This window comes from Sneathiella marina, from assembly GCF_023746535.1.
GTDB classification, from domain to species: domain Bacteria; phylum Pseudomonadota; class Alphaproteobacteria; order Sneathiellales; family Sneathiellaceae; genus Sneathiella; species Sneathiella marina.
Genome location: NZ_CP098747.1, coordinates 1,465,387 through 1,481,162 on the forward strand (window position 1 = coordinate 1,465,387; position 15,776 = coordinate 1,481,162).

Consider the following 15,776-nt stretch of genomic DNA (forward strand, 5'->3'; position numbering starts at 1 on the left):
TGTCTCATCTGCGCAGGACGGCGCCCATTTCCACATGCGCGGACCAAAGAAACTGGTCAACTGGTTGAATGAACTCTAGCTGATAACCTTCTGAAACCAAATGACTTATATCCCTGGCGAATGTCACCGGATTGCAGGAAACTGCCACAACCGTTCCAATCGAACTTTCTGCGATCTCTTCGACTTGTGCTTTTGCGCCAGCTCGCGGTGGGTCAAACAGTAATCCATCATATGTCTTTAGCTCCGTCGTAAAAAGAGGACGACGGAATAGGTCACGGGTTTCCGTGCTTATGGGGAGGATGTTTTTGTTCGCTGAGCTTTGCAGGGCGGACACCAGCTCTTGATCTCCTTCAACAGCATGTACCTTTGAAGATCGTGACAAGGGAAAAGTAAAACTGCCGCAACCGGCGAACAGATCAACAACATTGTCACAATTTTGCAGAGCCTTCGTTGCAATTTCGACCAAGGCTTCTTCGCCAGAGGTTGTTGCCTGTAAAAATCCACCGGGGGAGAGCGTGACGGGAATATCACCTAATTGAACCTTTGCAGGCTTTATGGCGGAAATAACTTCCGGTACGTCCTTTGGGTTCTGCCTCCAGGCAATTCGGGAAAGGTTGTTTTGCGTGGCAAATTCGGCAAGTACTTGCCGCGTTTCCAACGACAGCTCGTTTTCTGCAGTTACGAGAATATCTGGCCCATTATCCGTCACGGTCGCCATGAGGCGGGCACTGCTGTTGCGCGGCATTAGACCCGGTAGGGTGGATCTTAGAGGTTTGATCAGCGCAAAAAGTGATCGGTGAATAAGAGGGCAGTCGCCGACGTCAAATACCTGGTGACTGCGCCGAACATGATAGCCGATCATAACTCCTTTTTTACGCTTTGACGCGACGAACTCCACACGCCGTCTGCTATGCGCAGGGCTGCTGATTGTCGGGAGTATATTCGCATTGGAAATACCAGACATGGACAAACAATCAACAATTCGCTGACGTTTCCAGTCAGCGACAAAACCATCGTCGAGATGCTGCAAGGAGCAGCCGCCGCAGGTGCCGAAATGCTTGCACCGAGGCGTAACTCGAAAAGGTCCAGCTTTATTAATTTCATGTATCTCGGCCATATATCCCTGACCACGGGCTTCTCCTTGAAGGGCAGAAAGGTGGTCGCCCGGCGCGGCAAAGGGGACATAATAAGTCCGTCCCTCCTCCAACGCGATGCCATCGCCGCTTGCGCCAATATGGTCAATTATGAGGTCACGGGGCATATTTTGCTCCTAGCAAAAATTCCGTATTACCATCACTCCCTTCGATAGGGCTTTCAACGGTTCCCAGAGCCTGCCAGCCAGCGAGTGAATTGATCCAGTTTGTCATTTCCAGGGGAACAGACCGAACCAATTCAGGATCCCGGACAATACCACCTTTGCCGACATTACCCTTGCCGACTTCAAATTGTGGTTTGACGAGCGCGAGTAAATGTGCCCCGTTCCGACACAATTTGAGCGCTGGCGGAAGTGCCAACTTCAATGATATGAAACTGACATCCGAGACCACGAGATCAAGGGGGTCGGCGATCAAAGCCGAGGAAAGGATGCGAGCATTCGTTTTTTCGAGATTGATTACGCGTTTATCATTTGCAATAAGTGGGTCGAGCTGGCCATGTCCGACATCAACAGCATAAATCTTCTGCGCGTCATGCTGCAAAAGGACCTGGCAAAACCCACCGGTAGACGCCCCAATATCGGCGGCAATTGATCCTGCGGGATTAATCTCGAAATATTCCAAAGCGGCGAGAAGTTTAAGGGCTCCGCGTCCTACCCAATCCATTTCCGGTGCGTTAATTGTAATGGGGATATCTTGACTAACTTTTCTGGTCATTTTTGTTGTTGGAACATCGTCAACGAAAACATGTCCGTTTTTAATGTGATCTTGGGCCCGTGCCCGGCTTTTCACCATTTTACGGCGGACCAGTTCCAGATCCAGGCGTTGCGTAGGCGCGCTGAAATCCGGCATTTAAACCGCAGAAAGATTTGTACGTGACTGGTCGTTGGATTTTAAGGCCTCTAGAACCGCCGTCACCATATGTTTGGCAGTTAATCCGGCTTCCTCATACATGTTTTCAATTTTATTCTGGTCGATAAAGCTATCGGCCATACAGAGGGGACGAACCTTCAAATCTGAATCCATCAAACCGTTAAGAGCAAGAAACTGTAGTACATGGCTGCCGAAGCCCCCGATGGCGCCATCTTCAACCGTCAGTAAGACATTATGTGTAGAGGCCAGATCGCGCACGAGATCCTCGTCCAGCGGCTTGCAGAAACGGGCATCGGCAACTGTCGTTGAAATACCCTTAGCCTCCAGCTCTTCCGCCGCCAGAAGTGCGTCCTTTAAATGGGTGCCCAGGGATAATATGGCGACGCGATCCCCTTGTTTCAGGATGCGTCCTTTTCCAATTTCAAGAATGTCGCCTGCTTCCGGTAAATCAACTCCAACGCCCTCGCCACGTGGATAGCGAAAGGCGCAAGGGCCGTCGTCATAGGCCGCGGCGGTTGCCACCATATGTTTGAGTTCCGCTTCGTCAGCTGGTGCCATTACCATCATATTGGGCAACGTCGCAAGATATGTGATATCAAAGGATCCGGCATGGGTCGCGCCATCGGCGCCGACCAAACCCGCGCGATCAAGCGCAAAGCGTACCGGAAGGTTCTGGATAGCCACATCATGCACAACCTGATCATAGGCTCTTTGTAAAAAAGTAGAATAAATCGCAACAAAAGGTTTCATGCCTTCGGTCGCCATCCCCGCTGCGAATGTCACAGCATGCTGTTCCGCAATACCAACGTCAAAGCATCGATCCGCGAAACGCTTTTGAAACTGGTCCAAACCGGTTCCGTCCGGCATCGCAGCAGTTACAGCAACAATTTTATCGTCTTTCTCGGCTTCCTCAATCAGGCTTTGCGCAAACACCTTGGTATAAGAGGGGGCATTGGGGGTTGCTTTCGCCTGTGCACCCGTAACAACGTCAAATTTAGAGACGCCATGATACTTGTCGGCGGCAGCTTCAGCCGGTGCATAGCCTTTCCCTTTTTGGGTTACGCAATGGATAAGTATGGGCCCATTCTTGGAATCCCGCGCATTTACCAAAACCGGTATAAGATGTTCCAGATTATGGCCGTCTATGGGGCCGACATAATAAAAACCCAGCTCTTCAAACAAGGTTCCCCCGGTTATCATGCCACGGGCAAACTCTTCGGCTCGTCTTGCAGTCCGCTCCAAAGGATCCGGTAACATGGCGGCGAACTGTTTGGCGATCTCGCGAATACCGCGATAGGGCTTTCCCGATAACAGCCTGGATAGATACGCGCTCATGGCGCCGACAGGCGGGGCTATGGACATATCATTGTCATTGAGGATAACGATTTGCCGGGCGTCCATGGCGCCGGCGTTGTTCATGGCTTCATACGCCATGCCCGCGCTCATGGCGCCGTCGCCTATGACCGATATGACGTTATTGTCACGTCCTTGCAGATCCCGCCCGACAGCCATTCCCAACCCGGCAGAAATTGAGGTCGATGAATGAGCGGCACCAAAGGGGTCGTAATCGCTCTCGGCTCTCTTGGTGAAGCCAGAAAGTCCTTCCGGTTGGCGCAATGTGCGGATACGGTCTCGCCGTCCAGTGAGAATTTTATGGGGGTAGCACTGATGCCCCACATCCCAAATCAGTCTGTCATCGGGGGTGTTGAACACATGGTGGATTGCGACGGTAAGTTCAACAACTCCAAGGCCTGCGCCTAAATGCCCACCTGTAACCGAGACAGCATCAATTGTTTCCTGCCGGAGTTCGTCCGCCAGCTGAATCAGCTGTCCCATAGAAAATGCCCGCGTATCTCTTGGCTCGTTTACCTGATCCAGCAGGGGCGTTTGAAGTCTTTTTGTCACGTTACTAAACCATTCTTATTTTTTACGCTCAATAGTGAACGCAGCGGCCTGACGCAGTAAATCCGCCTTTGGGCCGAAGATGTCAAGATGCTTTACAGCTTGCTCCGCTAACATAGACGCATGAATTTTGGCTTCTTCAAGTCCCATAAGGGATACAAATGTGGCTTTTCCAGCGGCTTCATCTTTTCCTGCGGCCTTGCCAAGCTGTTCCGTCGTACCTTCAATATCTAAAATATCGTCCGCAATTTGAAAAGCCAAGCCAAGATCATGGGCGTAGGCTTTAAGGGCTTGCGTTTTCGCCGGGGGGGCGTGGCCAAGTATGGCACCTGCAATACAGGCAAAAGAAATCAACGCGCCGGTTTTAAGCTGCTGTAGTCTTGTGATGGTGATAATGTCGATATCAACGGCATCGGCATACATATCCATGGTCTGCCCGCCGACCATGCCTTTTACACCGATGGCATGCGCCAGTTTGGCAACCAGTGCGATGCGAACCTCTGGCGAAGGATGTGTGTCTGCATGACTCAGGATATCAAACGCGAGAGACTGCAGCGCGTCGCCTGCCAATACTGCCGTGGCTTCATCATAGTGTTTGTGGACGGTCGGAATTCCGCGTCGCAGGTCATCGTCGTCCATACATGGCAAATCATCATGGATGAGTGAATAACTATGAACGAGTTCCAACGCTGCGGCAACCCGGGTTGAATGAATGCGCGGAACTGAAAACAGATCAGCACTTTGAATGACCAAAAAGGCACGAAGCCGTTTACCACCTGAAAGAACACCATAGCGCATCGCTTTATAAAGTTGCTTTTCAAGCCCCTCATTGGTCGGCAAAAAATGTGCAAGTTCCGTTTCCATCAGTTCAGCGGTCTGACGAAGCGCTTTGTGAAAATCATCTTCCATACAATTACTCAAATATCAGATGCAGCCGGACATGACCTCGGCCAGAAAAAAAGGGCGATCCGCTTATTCGACGTTTGCCGGTTGGGTGGACAGCGAGCCATTCTTATTGACGATCTTGTCCACGCGTTCCTGCGCATTGCGGAGTTTTCCTTCACAATGCTGCTTCAGCGCGGAACCGCGCGAATAGATATCTATCGACTGGTCAAGGTCGACTTGCCCCGAATCCAGTTTTTCTACGATTTTTTCCAACTCCTGCAGAGCTTCTTCGAAACTAAGCGCGGCAATTTCTTCCGGTACTTCTTGATTTTCGGCCATGGTGTCTCCTTTGTCATCTTATACCCTGCTCTTACCGGCGGAGCAACGCTTTCACATGGGCATTTACACCTTCTGAAAGCCCGTCAAGATCATAGCCTCCTTCCAATGTCGAAACGATCCGCCCGGCGCAGCAATTATCGGCTATACGGACCAATTCCAAGGATATCCATTCGTAATCTTCGGCCGTCAAATTGATGTCCGCCAGCGGATCTTTCTCATGGGCATCAAATCCTGCTGATATCAACAAGAGATCAGGGTCGAATTTCTCAAGTGCCGGAAGAATAATATCTTGCATAGCAGCTTTAAACTTTAACCATCCATCGCCGGCGGCAAGCGGGACGTTGAAGATATTGCCAACCCCGGTTTCCGACGCACTTCCAGTTCCGGGATAATAGGGGGCTTGATGGGTTGACCCATAGAACAAGTCTGGATCAGCCTCAAATATTGACTGGGTACCGTTTCCGTGATGCACATCAAAATCCAAGACGGCGATCCGTTTCAGCGCATATTTGTCACGGGCATATTTCGCGCCGATCGCGATACTGTTAAATATGCAAAATCCCATGGCTTTGTCTGCTTCGGCATGATGTCCTGGCGGGCGGGTGGCACAGAATGCATTGGCACTTTCTTGCGACATAACCATATCGACGGCGGCGCAGACAGCACCAGCGGCTCTCAGCGCCGCATCTTTCGAGCCCGGAGACATCTTCGTATCAGGATCAAGAGCAATAATTCCGGCCTCTGGTGCCATTTTATCGATATGGTCCAGATAGTCATCGGTATGGGCAAGTGCCAGCATCTCTCGACTCGCAAGGGGAGCTTCCAGGCGATCCAGATCAGGAAATTCTTCAAGATCCAGTCGGTGAAGTACGGATCTTAATCGATCCGCTCTTTCGGGATGTCCCTCTCCAGTATCGTGAAAAAGACAGTCGCGATGGGTAAAAAGATATGTTGTCATGCTGTCTCTTATAGAAAATGTAAATGGCCTGCGTTACAATATTTGCAGATTTTTTGGTTGCTTTTCAAGCAATAGGAACACATTTCTGCATAACAGCAGTTTAGAGTTAAACTTGGATCAAGATGAAAAAAACACAACAATTTGTCATCATACTGGTCGTTGTCGCCCTTGGATATGCCGGCTGGCATTTTAAATCGGATCTCCCCTTTATAGGCGGGGAGCAGGTTGCAGCAGCGTCAAAACCGCACAATCGGCCTCCGCAAGGTGTCATTGTATCAGAGGTTTTTCTGAAAGAACTGCCTCGTATCCTCACCGCTGTCGGGACTGCGAAAGCCAATGAATCTGTCGATATTACGACCAAAGTGTCAGGTATCATCAAATCATTGAACTTTTCCGAAGGGCAGGAGATTTCGCGCGGTGCAGTTTTAGTACAGATGGATGATGCTGAATTTCGAGCCAATCTTACCGAATCGGAGGCGGAGAGGGATAACCGTCAAAAGCTCTATGACCGGGCATTGAAACTTTATGAGACTAAAAATGTGCCGAAGGCACAAGTTGATTTATTGCTTTCTGAGCTGCTGGCGTCGGAAGCCAAGATCGCAGCGGATAAAGCGCGGATCAGCGACTATGTCATCAAAGCGCCTTTCCCGGGTGTTCTTGGATTCAGAGAGGTAAGTGTTGGGTCTCTTGTTAAACCGGGGGATGTCATTACAACGCTGGATGATACGGAGCTGATTAAAATAGATTTCGATCTGCCCGAGCGAATTCTTGCGGAAATTCGGCCGGAACAGGAATTTCAGGCCATTAGTGTCGCGTATCCGGATAAGGTTTTTCAGGGTGTTGTCGGTATTATCGCTACCCGAGTTGATGAAGTGACACGTGCGGTTAGAGTGCGCGGATTTGTCCCCAATGAAGAAGGATTACTCAAACCCGGCATGTTTTTATCCATACGCTTGCAGGTCAGTATCGATACGGATGCCCTGATGGTATCTGAAGAAGCAGTTGTCACGACCATAAATGGCCATCATGTATATGCTGTTGTTGAGGATAAAGCTGTGCGTACACCCATAGAAATTGGCCGTAGAACCAGGGGGTACGTAGAAATTATTAAAGGATTGGATGAGGATGATCGCGTCATTGTAGAGGGATTGCAGAAAATAAAAGACGGTTCGCCGGTATCCCCAACCCTGGCGGTATTGAAATCGGAAGCGGTATCAACGCAATGAGATTACCTGATATTGCCATCAAGCGGCCCGTTTTGGCGATCGTTTTTTCGCTGGTGTTGATCCTTTTCGGGCTCTTTTCCTATGAGTCTTTAAGCGTTCGGGAATATCCGGATGTTGATCGGCCAAATGTATCAATCAGTACCGGTTATCGAGGTGCCTCCGCAGAGATTGTGGAGAGCCAGATAACGCAGATTATCGAGGATGCGGTTGCTGGAATCAGCGGGGTTAGTCGAATTGACTCGACCAGCCGAGAAGAATTTTCATCGGTGAATGTCGAGTTTAACCTGAACCGGGACATTGAAGAAGCAACGAATGATGTTCGTTCCCGTATTTCACGGGTGGTCAATTCCCTGCCCGAAGAAGCCGACTCGCCCCTGATCTCGAAAACGGAGAGTGATGCGCGACCGATCATGTGGTTGTCCTTGACGAGCACGACCATGGACCAATTGGAACTGACGGATTTTGCGGAACGAACCCTTGTCGACCCACTGTCGACAGTCGACGGTGTTGCGTCAGTCCGAATTGGTGGCGCGCGGCGTTTTGCAATGCGCATTTGGTTGAATTCGCCTGCCCTGACCTCACGTGAGCTGACTGTCCAGGATGTGGAAAACGCAATCCGTGAGCAGAATGTGCAAATACCCTCCGGCCGGATTGAGTCCAGCATGCGTGAATTTTCAATCCGCACACAGTCGGACTTGAAAACACCGGAAGAATTCCGCCAGATTATCCTGAAGAATGACGACAATGGCATAGTCCGGCTCGGTGATGTGGCGGAGGTTGCAATTGACGCGGAGAGTGAACGCACGGCCCTTCGCGTCAACGGGGATGCCGCTGTCGGTCTTGGTGTGATCCGGCAGTCTGGCTCCAACGTTCTGGAAGTGGCAAATGGCGTCAAGGTGATCGTCAACCGTCTCGAGCAAACTCTGCCTGCTGGTGTGGATATTCAGGTCTCTTACGATCAATCAGTCTTTATCAGCCAGTCCATCAAGGAAGTCTTTATTGCCCTTGGCATCGCCATGGCGCTGGTGATCTTTGTTATTTTCTTCTTTTTGCGATCGGTGCGCGCGACATTCATACCGGCCGTTGCTATTCCCGTATCCATAATCGCGACTTTGTCGATTTTGGCCTTGCTGGATTATTCGGTAAATGTGTTGACGCTTCTGGCGCTTGTGCTGGCGATTGGGTTGGTTGTTGACGATGCCATCGTGGTTCTGGAGAATATCCATCGGCGTATGGAAGAAGGAGAGCCGGCACTTTTAGCGGCGAGCCGCGGATCAAAGCAGGTCGCCTTTGCCGTTATCGCAACAACCATTGTCCTGATTGCCGTGTTTATCCCCATATCGTTTCTGGATGGGACCACAGGACGCCTGTTTAGGGAGTTTGGTGTCGCCGTCGCGGCGGCTGTCATGTTTTCCAGTTTTGTCGCCCTGACGCTGACGCCCATGCTCTGTTCCAAATTATTGGTGGAAACCAAGAAGGAAGGGTGGTTCTACAAATCCACGGAGAAGCTATTTGTAGGGATGTCAGTCGGGTATGGCTGGTTGTTGGCGCGCGTTCTCAAAATTCCGTTTATTATTGCAGGCATTGCCGTGGCCTTGTCCGCTCTCGCATATAATTTTTATGAATTGATACCCAAGGAATTTGCACCGACAGAAGATCGCGGTGTTTTTTACATGCCTGTTTCTGCTCCGGAAGGGGCTAGCATGGAATACACCAAGCGAAATGTTCTAAAGATAGAAGAAATATTCAATCCGCTGGTGGAAAGTGGCGAGGCAGAGCGCGTTTTTGCTTTTATTGGTACCTTTAGCCAACCCGGGCCTGTCAATACAGCCTTTATGCTGACCCGGCTCGTTCCCTGGGAGGAACGCGACCGATCGCAGCAGGAAATCGTGAAAAGCTTTTTCCCCGCCTTGCTGGCTGTACCGGGAGTGCGGGCATTCGCTATTAATCCGGCAAGCCTTGGACAGAGGGGGTTTCGCGCACCCGTACAGATTATTTTAGGAGGCCCTTCCTATGATGTCATAAATGAGTGGGCTGACCGGATTATAGAGCGCGCCTCGGATAACCCTAATCTGCTCAATCTAGATAAAGACTATCAGGAAACCCAACCGCAGATCCATTTGGACATCGATCGAAATCGAGCAGCCAATCTAGGCGTTTCCCTTGAAAATATTGGCAGAACACTGGAAACACTCATGGGTGCACGCAACGTGACAACTTATGATCAGGGCGGCAAACAATATGAAGTGATTGTCCAGGCGCGTGAGGAAGATCGCAGAAGCAGGGATGACCTCGATAATATATATGTCCGATCAGATAGTTCCGGCAGGCTGATACCGCTTTCAAATCTTGTGACCCTGGAAGAAAAAGCAGGACCGGGCGAGTTAAAGCGATCAGATCGGTTAAGAGCAGTTCGGGTAACGGCCTCACTCGGCCCCGATTATACCTTGGGTCAGGCGCTTGAGTATCTTGAGGAGTTGGCATCGGAAGAAACAGGCGGTGAAGCGCGTGTATCCTATGGCGGGTTAAGTCGATCATACAAAGATTCAAATACCGCTCTGACCTTTACATTTGTGACGGCGTTGTTGGTGGTTTTCCTGGCGCTCGCCGCCCAGTTCGAGAGTTTTATCCATCCCTTGATCATCATGACCACGGTACCTCTGGCAATTACAGGCGCGCTCGGTGCGATTTTATTCACCGGATTATCGCTGAATATCTATAGCCAGATCGGGATCATAATGCTGATCGGCTTAACGGCGAAAAATGCCATTCTTATTGTGGAATTTGCAAATCAGCTACGGGATGAAGGCGCGGATATTTTAACGTCAATCCAAAATGCCGCGGTTATTCGTCTACGCCCGATCCTGATGACGACAATTTCGACCGCTCTCGGTGCCGTTCCACTCGCCATGGCAACCGGTGCGGGAGCTGAAAGCCGTGAAGCCATTGGCATCGTCATTATCGGCGGCGTTATGTTCTCTACAATTTTATCGTTGTTTGTTGTTCCGATATTTTATCTGTTGCTGGCCCGGTTCAGCCGCCCGTCGGGTTATTTATCGTCGCGTTTGAGCGAGCTTGAGAGCGCACATGTGGATGCGAAGAGATAGCTTGTTTGTTGCAGATGCTTGAAACGGACTTGGATTTGTCACAAAATGCTGTTTATAACGTCAAAGAGGCCAATTACGGCAGGCGCGCACTTTAAATAAGGAACGGGTTTTATGTCTGAGACACAAAAAGTTCTGTTGCTAACCGGCGCCAGTCGGGGCATCGGCCATGCGACTGTGAAGCGTTTCAGCGCCGCAGGCTGGCGCGTCCTGACGGTTTCCCGCCAGGCTTTTTCCGAATATTGCCCTTGGGAAGGCGGCGAAAAAGATCATTTGCAGATCGATCTGGCAGATATTGACGGGCTCCCGAAGGCGCTCGATGATATTCGGGAGAAACTGAATGGATCGCCGTTGCATGCCCTGGTCAATAATGCGGGCATATCCCCTAAGGGACCGGAGGGCGAACGGTTTAGCACCTTGAATTCCAGTCATGCGGATTGGCAGCATGTGTATAATGTTAATGTCTTCGCTCCGCTTCTGCTGGCACAGGGACTGTTTGACGAACTTGTCGCCGCAAAAGGGGCCATTGTTAATGTGACCTCCATTGCCGGGGGGCGGGTCCATCCGTTTGCCGGAGCTGCCTACGGGACATCAAAAGCGGCGCTTGCCGCCATGACACGGGAAATGGCCTTTGATTTCGGACCGCACGGGGTGCGTGTCAATGCGATCGCACCGGGGGAAATCGATACGTCGATCCTGTCACCCGGAACAGAAGAAATGATCAAGGATATTCCGCTCCGCCGGTTGGGCCGACCCGAAGAGGTTGCCTCTACGATCTATTTCCTTTGCGATGCGCCGTCTTCTTACGTGACCGGTGCAGAAGTTCATATCAATGGCGGTCAGCACGTTTAATAAGTACTGTCAGATACGCCTCAGCAACTCATTTGTCATATTATAAATATGAGATATAGTTCGATTTCGTAAAACGGGTTGGACCATAAATTCGTTTTTTTCCATAAATAAGGAGGGGACTTATGACAGGAGAATTATTCTGGTTGGCGATGAGTGCAGCATTGGGCCTTATATTGTGGATTCCCTACACCGCAGCCGGTGCCGGCGTGGTTGGCTTCAAATCCGGAACCACTGACGTTCCCAAACCCGCCAATCTTCCGGAATGGGCGCAACGCAGCCATCGGGTTCATATGAATTTGGTGGAATCACTGGCTCCGTTTGCCGTGTTGGTACTTATTCTGTCAATTAGCGGAAAGGCAGATGCCTCTACGTCGACAGCGGCAGCCGCATTCTTTTTCGCACGTGTTGCCCATGCAATCATCTACACAATGGGAATTCCGTTTTTGAGAACTGTCGCCTACACGGTTGGCTGGGTTGCCTGTCTTTATTTGCTTTGGCAAATCTTGATGTAGGGGGTAGGGGATTGCGGGAGAGGCTTTTTGATAAAGCTCCCTCCGCACAATTCAGGTTTTTCCCCGGCCGCGTTAGCCTTCGCGCCAGTTTTCTTTATCCGCCATGGCCGCAGCCTTGTCGAGGCCACGCTCGAAGCGATCGAACATCTCGTCAATTTCGCTTTCCGTTATAATCAACGGCGGACAGAGAGCCATGTTGTCGCCGGCGACGGCACGGCTGATCACGCCCTCGTCCTGCATGGCAAGATAGGCCAAATGGCCAGCTTTGTGTTTCGGATCAAAAGACCGCTTGGTTTTTTTATCGGCAACCAGTTCGACGGCGCCGATAAGCCCGCAAGAGCGGACTTCACCGACCAGAGGGTGATCGGCAAGTGCGGCAAACCGGTTAAGGAAGCGAGGTGAGACATTGCGGACATGCTCCAGAATATTCCGCTCTTCCATCAACTCCATCGTCCGCATGGCAACTGCCGCCGGCACCGGATGTCCGGAATAAGTGTAGCCATGGGCAAAGGCCCCATGCTTCTCACTTTGTGAAACCATGCCCCGGAAGATATCTTCAGAGACCATGACAGCGGCAATTGGAAGATACGCGCTGGAAAGCGCCTTGGCGCAGGAGAGGATATCAGGCTTGATATGGAAGGTTTGTGATCCCCACATCTGGCCTGTACGGCCAAATCCGCAGATAACTTCATCCGCAATCATCAGAACGTCATATTTTTTAAGAACAGCCTGTATTTTTTCAAAATAGGTGGCAGGCGGAACAATCACACCCCCGGCGCCCATAATCGGTTCGGCAATAAACGCAGCCACGGTATCCGGTCCCTCTGACAGGATTAACTGCTCCAGTTCGTCGGCCATACGACTTGCAAACTCTTCTTCACTTTCGCCGTCTTTCCCGAAGCGGTAATAATGCGGGCAACTGGTATGAAGGATGCCCTGGATCGGGAGGTCAAAATCATTATGCAGGGGCGGCAGGCCGGTCATGCTTGCGGCTGCAACGGTCACCCCATGATATCCTTTCATACGGGCGATGATTTTCTTTTTCTTCGGACGGCCAAGGGCGTTGTTGTAATACCAGACAAGCTTGACCACCGTATCATTGGCTTCAGATCCGGAGTTTACGAAAAACGCTTTGGAAAATTCGACTGGTGCGATATCGAGAAGTTTCTCCGCCAGGCGGATACCGGGTTCTGTCGATTTGCTGGCGAAGGAATGGTAATAGGGGAGTTTTTGCATCTGTTCAATGGCCGCATTGATCAGCTCCTGCTCGCCGAAGCCGAAAGAGGTGCACCAAAGGCCCGCCAGGCCTTCAATATATTCCTTGCCACTATCATCAAACACATGGATGCCCTTGCCCTTTTCGATGATCAGCGGACCCTCCTTCTCGTGCTGGGAAAGATTGGTATAGGAATGGATCAGGCTTTTCGCATCGCGCGCGGCGAGCGAGTTTCCTTCAAAGAAGCTCGGGCTGGACATCGCGTTTTCCTCGACTAGTGGTTGGTTTAATTGCAGCCGTATTTGTAGAGCCAACAATTACCTTCTGTCAAAGGCCGTTTTCAAATCTTGGTTGTATGCTGGTGAGCTTCATGGCTAAATACAGATAATAGAAGGAGATTTCAGTTATCAAAAATTTTGTGTTTACCGGTGCCGACGGCCTTAACATCCATACCAATTACTGGCTTCCTGCAGCGGCGCCCAAAGCGGTCATCCAGATCGCTCACGGCATGGCTGAACATAGCGCCCGATATGACCGATTTGCCCGCCGTCTGAACGCCGAGGGATTTGCCGTTTATGCCAATGATCACCGGGGTCATGGTCAGACAATACCAACAGGGCAGGTACCCGGTCATATGGCGGATGAAGAGGGTTGGAACAAGGCGGTCACCGATCTTTACCTTCTTAATCAGGAAATATCCTCCCGGCATCCGGGTCTGCCCATTCTGTTGCTCGGGCATTCCATGGGGTCATTTTTGACGCAGCAATATATGGCTGAATATGGTGACAGCATTGTCGCGGCAGCCCTGTCGGCGACCAATGGTCCGCCCGGTGCACTGGGTAAAATCGGACAGGCCGTCACCCGGTTGGAGAAACTGCGGGTGGGCGGGGACGGACATAGCCCGGTTATGGCCGGGATGACCTTCAAGGCATTTAACAAGTCGTTCAAGCCAAACAGGACAGAATTTGACTGGTTGTCCAGAGACGAAGCGGAAGTTGATAAATATGCGGCGGATCCGCTTTGCGGATTTGAATGTTCCGTTGCGACCTGGATCGGGATGCTGGATGCATTGACAAAGATCGCTGGTGATACGGCCCTGTCAAAGATACCAAAAGATTTGCCAATTTACCTATTCAGCGGAACCCATGACCCGGTCGGAGAGAATACCAAGGGGGTCAAACGGTTATTGGTGGCCTATGAAAAACACGGGTTTAAGAACGTCAGCCATAAATTCTATGACGGTGCCCGGCATGAAGCCTTAAATGAAACCAACCGGGAGGATGTCATGACCGATTTTATTGCCTGGGCCAATTCCGTCGTTGATTAATCAGCCAGCTTTTCCAGCCGTTCCGCCTCGCGCTGTTTGATCATCCGGGATGTCAGGCGCGAGCCATCTTCGCTCCAGCCTGGGGGGCCGAAACAATGCAGGAAGGCGGCTTTCAGGCTTTTGGCCTGCCGGATGTCAGAAACGATTCCCGCCCATTCGTGAAAAGCGATAACCAACGGATTGAAGCTGGCGATCTGCTTGACAATGCCATAGCGGCAGGGCTCGTTCTCATCCTCGGGCACGAAGCTGCCGAAAAGCCGATCCCAGATAATGAAGACGCCGGCATAATTGGCGTCCAGATATTGCGGGTTTATCGCATGATGTACCCGGTGATGAGAGGGCGTGTTCATGACGGCTTCAACCGGTCTCCACATTTTATGGATTGCTTCGGTATGGATCCAGAACTGGTATACGAGGCTGATACCTTTTTGAAAAACAATAAGGGCCAATGGGAACCCGATCAGCGACAGCAACAGCCACGGAATCCAGGTGCCGGCAAAACTGCCTGTCCAGGTCTGCCGAAGCGCGGTTGATAAATTGTAATATTGCGAAGAATGGTGATTAATATGTGCCGCCCACCAGAACCTGTGCTCATGGCTAAGGCGATGAAACCAGTAGTAACAAAAATCTTCCGCAAAAAACACCAGGACAAAGGCCCACCAGTGATAACCGATATCAAAAAGCCGATATTCATAGACCCACAGGGAAATTGCCGAGACAAACCCCAGATTAACCAGACCAATGGCAAAATTCCCGAGCCCCATGATCAAGGAGGCAGCGCTGTCGCGCATTTCATAGTTTGATTTTTTTGGCGCGAACCGCCCGGTCAACGCCTCGGCCAGGATCAACAGAATAAAAGCGGGAATGGCAAAAGTAACAGGATCGGGCAAGTTCATCCCCTTGCTCCTTCAGATGACGGATCGCTGGATTGAAAACGAGAGGGTGCGGATAGCCGAATAGTCGTTGCAGAATGGGCAAGGCCTTGCCGGGGAAACTTAACAAGTTCATAGCCATCATTGCCTGATTTCCGGATGATGTCGGCTTGGCCAAAAACCTGTAGCACAAGTTTATCGCCAAAAGACCGGACTAATCCCACCTCTTCAGTGTCCTTCCAAAACACGATCGCTGCCAGGGCATTTTCGCCTATCTGAATTTTGGAGATGTGCAAGTGCGGTTCGTGCGACTTTAAAAAATCGCGGACGGATTTTTCCGAAACAGAGGCCTGCTTGTGCCCGGAAACCGCGCGGATAAACAGCACGACCAGCAACACGGCAAAGGCCGCAACCGGCAATAAAATGGTGGGGTCGATGACGATCGCTGGTCTCCTGTGATTCGCACGTTATTGTCTCAAATCTACGCAAAAATTCCGGGTTTGACAAAATATCCGATAATTTGCCTGTTTGACGGTCCGGTTCCCCTACGCAAAGC

14 protein-coding genes are annotated in these 15,776 nt (G+C 50.9%); 5 read left to right on the forward strand and 9 right to left on the reverse strand.

Annotated elements, in window-relative coordinates; all coding sequences use genetic code 11:
- Positions 1-4 precede the first annotated feature (4 nt).
- From NBZ79_RS07030 to NBZ79_RS07055, 6 genes are all read right to left on the reverse strand, one after another.
- Entirely contained in the window at positions 5-1,261 is a 1,257-nt protein-coding gene (locus NBZ79_RS07030; RefSeq protein WP_251936785.1) for a class I SAM-dependent RNA methyltransferase, read from the reverse strand.
- Positions 1,251-2,006 carry a TlyA family RNA methyltransferase gene (locus NBZ79_RS07035; RefSeq protein ID WP_251936788.1) on the reverse strand — a complete coding sequence of 252 codons (756 nt, stop codon included), beginning with the start codon at positions 2,004-2,006 and terminating at the stop codon, positions 1,251-1,253. Before NBZ79_RS07035 ends, NBZ79_RS07030 begins: the two co-directional genes overlap by 11 nt.
- Complete coding sequence (gene dxs, locus NBZ79_RS07040; protein WP_420854589.1) at positions 2,007-3,863, reverse strand: 1-deoxy-D-xylulose-5-phosphate synthase; 1,857 nt, start codon at positions 3,861-3,863, stop codon at positions 2,007-2,009.
- An 84-nt stretch (positions 3,864-3,947) separates the two neighbouring features.
- A complete protein-coding gene (locus NBZ79_RS07045) occupies positions 3,948-4,838 on the reverse strand; it encodes a polyprenyl synthetase family protein (RefSeq protein WP_251936794.1) in 891 nt (296 codons plus the stop codon).
- Positions 4,839-4,901: 63 nt separating this feature from the next.
- Complete coding sequence (locus NBZ79_RS07050; protein ID WP_251936797.1) at positions 4,902-5,153, reverse strand: exodeoxyribonuclease VII small subunit; 252 nt, start codon at positions 5,151-5,153, stop codon at positions 4,902-4,904.
- Positions 5,154-5,184: 31 nt separating this feature from the next.
- Positions 5,185-6,111 (reverse strand): histone deacetylase family protein, encoded by a 927-nt coding sequence (locus tag NBZ79_RS07055; protein WP_251936799.1) that lies wholly within the window; start codon positions 6,109-6,111, stop codon positions 5,185-5,187.
- A gap of 122 nt (positions 6,112-6,233) precedes the next feature.
- Between NBZ79_RS07055 and NBZ79_RS07060 the strand changes: the two genes are divergently transcribed.
- The 4 genes from NBZ79_RS07060 to NBZ79_RS07075 all read left to right on the forward strand — a co-directional run bounded on the left by NBZ79_RS07060 (position 6,234) and on the right by NBZ79_RS07075 (position 11,805).
- Entirely contained in the window at positions 6,234-7,337 is a 1,104-nt protein-coding gene (locus tag NBZ79_RS07060; RefSeq protein ID WP_251936801.1) for an efflux RND transporter periplasmic adaptor subunit, read from the forward strand.
- Complete coding sequence (locus NBZ79_RS07065) at positions 7,334-10,444, forward strand: efflux RND transporter permease subunit (RefSeq protein WP_251936804.1); 3,111 nt, start codon at positions 7,334-7,336, stop codon at positions 10,442-10,444. The genes NBZ79_RS07060 and NBZ79_RS07065 overlap by 4 nt, the downstream gene beginning before the upstream one ends.
- Positions 10,445-10,555: 111 nt before the next feature.
- Positions 10,556-11,293 carry an SDR family NAD(P)-dependent oxidoreductase gene (locus tag NBZ79_RS07070; RefSeq protein ID WP_251936807.1) on the forward strand — a complete coding sequence of 246 codons (738 nt, stop codon included), beginning with the start codon at positions 10,556-10,558 and terminating at the stop codon, positions 11,291-11,293.
- Positions 11,294-11,415: 122 nt separating this feature from the next.
- Positions 11,416-11,805, forward strand: a complete 390-nt coding sequence (locus NBZ79_RS07075) for an MAPEG family protein (RefSeq protein WP_251936809.1) — start codon at positions 11,416-11,418, stop codon at positions 11,803-11,805.
- 72 nt (positions 11,806-11,877) lie between these two features.
- Here the strand turns inward: NBZ79_RS07075 and NBZ79_RS07080 are convergent, their stop codons facing one another.
- The gene (locus tag NBZ79_RS07080) at positions 11,878-13,281 is read right to left on the reverse strand and encodes an aspartate aminotransferase family protein (protein WP_251936811.1); all 1,404 of its coding nucleotides are present in this window, start codon (positions 13,279-13,281) and stop codon (positions 11,878-11,880) included.
- Between the two features lie 158 nt (positions 13,282-13,439).
- Between NBZ79_RS07080 and NBZ79_RS07085 the strand changes: the two genes are divergently transcribed.
- Positions 13,440-14,348 carry an alpha/beta hydrolase gene (locus tag NBZ79_RS07085; protein ID WP_251936813.1) on the forward strand — a complete coding sequence of 303 codons (909 nt, stop codon included), beginning with the start codon at positions 13,440-13,442 and terminating at the stop codon, positions 14,346-14,348.
- Here the strand turns inward: NBZ79_RS07085 and NBZ79_RS07090 are convergent.
- Positions 14,345-15,244 (reverse strand): sterol desaturase family protein, encoded by a 900-nt coding sequence (locus NBZ79_RS07090; protein ID WP_251936815.1) that lies wholly within the window; start codon positions 15,242-15,244, stop codon positions 14,345-14,347. The genes NBZ79_RS07085 and NBZ79_RS07090 overlap by 4 nt on opposite strands.
- The gene (locus tag NBZ79_RS07095) at positions 15,241-15,618 is read right to left on the reverse strand and encodes a hypothetical protein (RefSeq protein ID WP_251936817.1); all 378 of its coding nucleotides are present in this window, start codon (positions 15,616-15,618) and stop codon (positions 15,241-15,243) included. Before NBZ79_RS07095 ends, NBZ79_RS07090 begins: the two co-directional genes overlap by 4 nt.
- Between the last annotated feature and the right edge of the window lie 158 nt (positions 15,619-15,776).

Bases quoted from the DNA above. Each gene is read 5' to 3' on its own strand.
- dxs (WP_420854589.1), bottom strand. From the start codon at position 3,863: ATGGGACAGCTGATTCAGCTGGCGGACGAACTCCGGCAGGAAACAATT.
- NBZ79_RS07045 (WP_251936794.1), bottom strand. From the start codon at position 4,838: ATGGAAGATGATTTTCACAAAGCGCTTCGTCAGACCGCTGAACTGATG.
- NBZ79_RS07035 (WP_251936788.1), bottom strand. From the start codon at position 2,006: ATGCCGGATTTCAGCGCGCCTACGCAACGCCTGGATCTGGAACTGGTC.
- NBZ79_RS07070 (WP_251936807.1), top strand. From the start codon at position 10,556: ATGTCTGAGACACAAAAAGTTCTGTTGCTAACCGGCGCCAGTCGGGGC.
- NBZ79_RS07090 (WP_251936815.1), bottom strand. From the start codon at position 15,244: ATGAACTTGCCCGATCCTGTTACTTTTGCCATTCCCGCTTTTATTCTG.
- NBZ79_RS07060 (WP_251936801.1), top strand. From the start codon at position 6,234: ATGAAAAAAACACAACAATTTGTCATCATACTGGTCGTTGTCGCCCTT.
- NBZ79_RS07055 (WP_251936799.1), bottom strand. From the start codon at position 6,111: ATGACAACATATCTTTTTACCCATCGCGACTGTCTTTTTCACGATACT.
- NBZ79_RS07080 (WP_251936811.1), bottom strand. From the start codon at position 13,281: ATGTCCAGCCCGAGCTTCTTTGAAGGAAACTCGCTCGCCGCGCGCGAT.
- NBZ79_RS07050 (WP_251936797.1), bottom strand. From the start codon at position 5,153: ATGGCCGAAAATCAAGAAGTACCGGAAGAAATTGCCGCGCTTAGTTTC.
- NBZ79_RS07065 (WP_251936804.1), top strand. From the start codon at position 7,334: ATGAGATTACCTGATATTGCCATCAAGCGGCCCGTTTTGGCGATCGTT.
- NBZ79_RS07075 (WP_251936809.1), top strand. From the start codon at position 11,416: ATGACAGGAGAATTATTCTGGTTGGCGATGAGTGCAGCATTGGGCCTT.
- NBZ79_RS07030 (WP_251936785.1), bottom strand. From the start codon at position 1,261: ATGCCCCGTGACCTCATAATTGACCATATTGGCGCAAGCGGCGATGGC.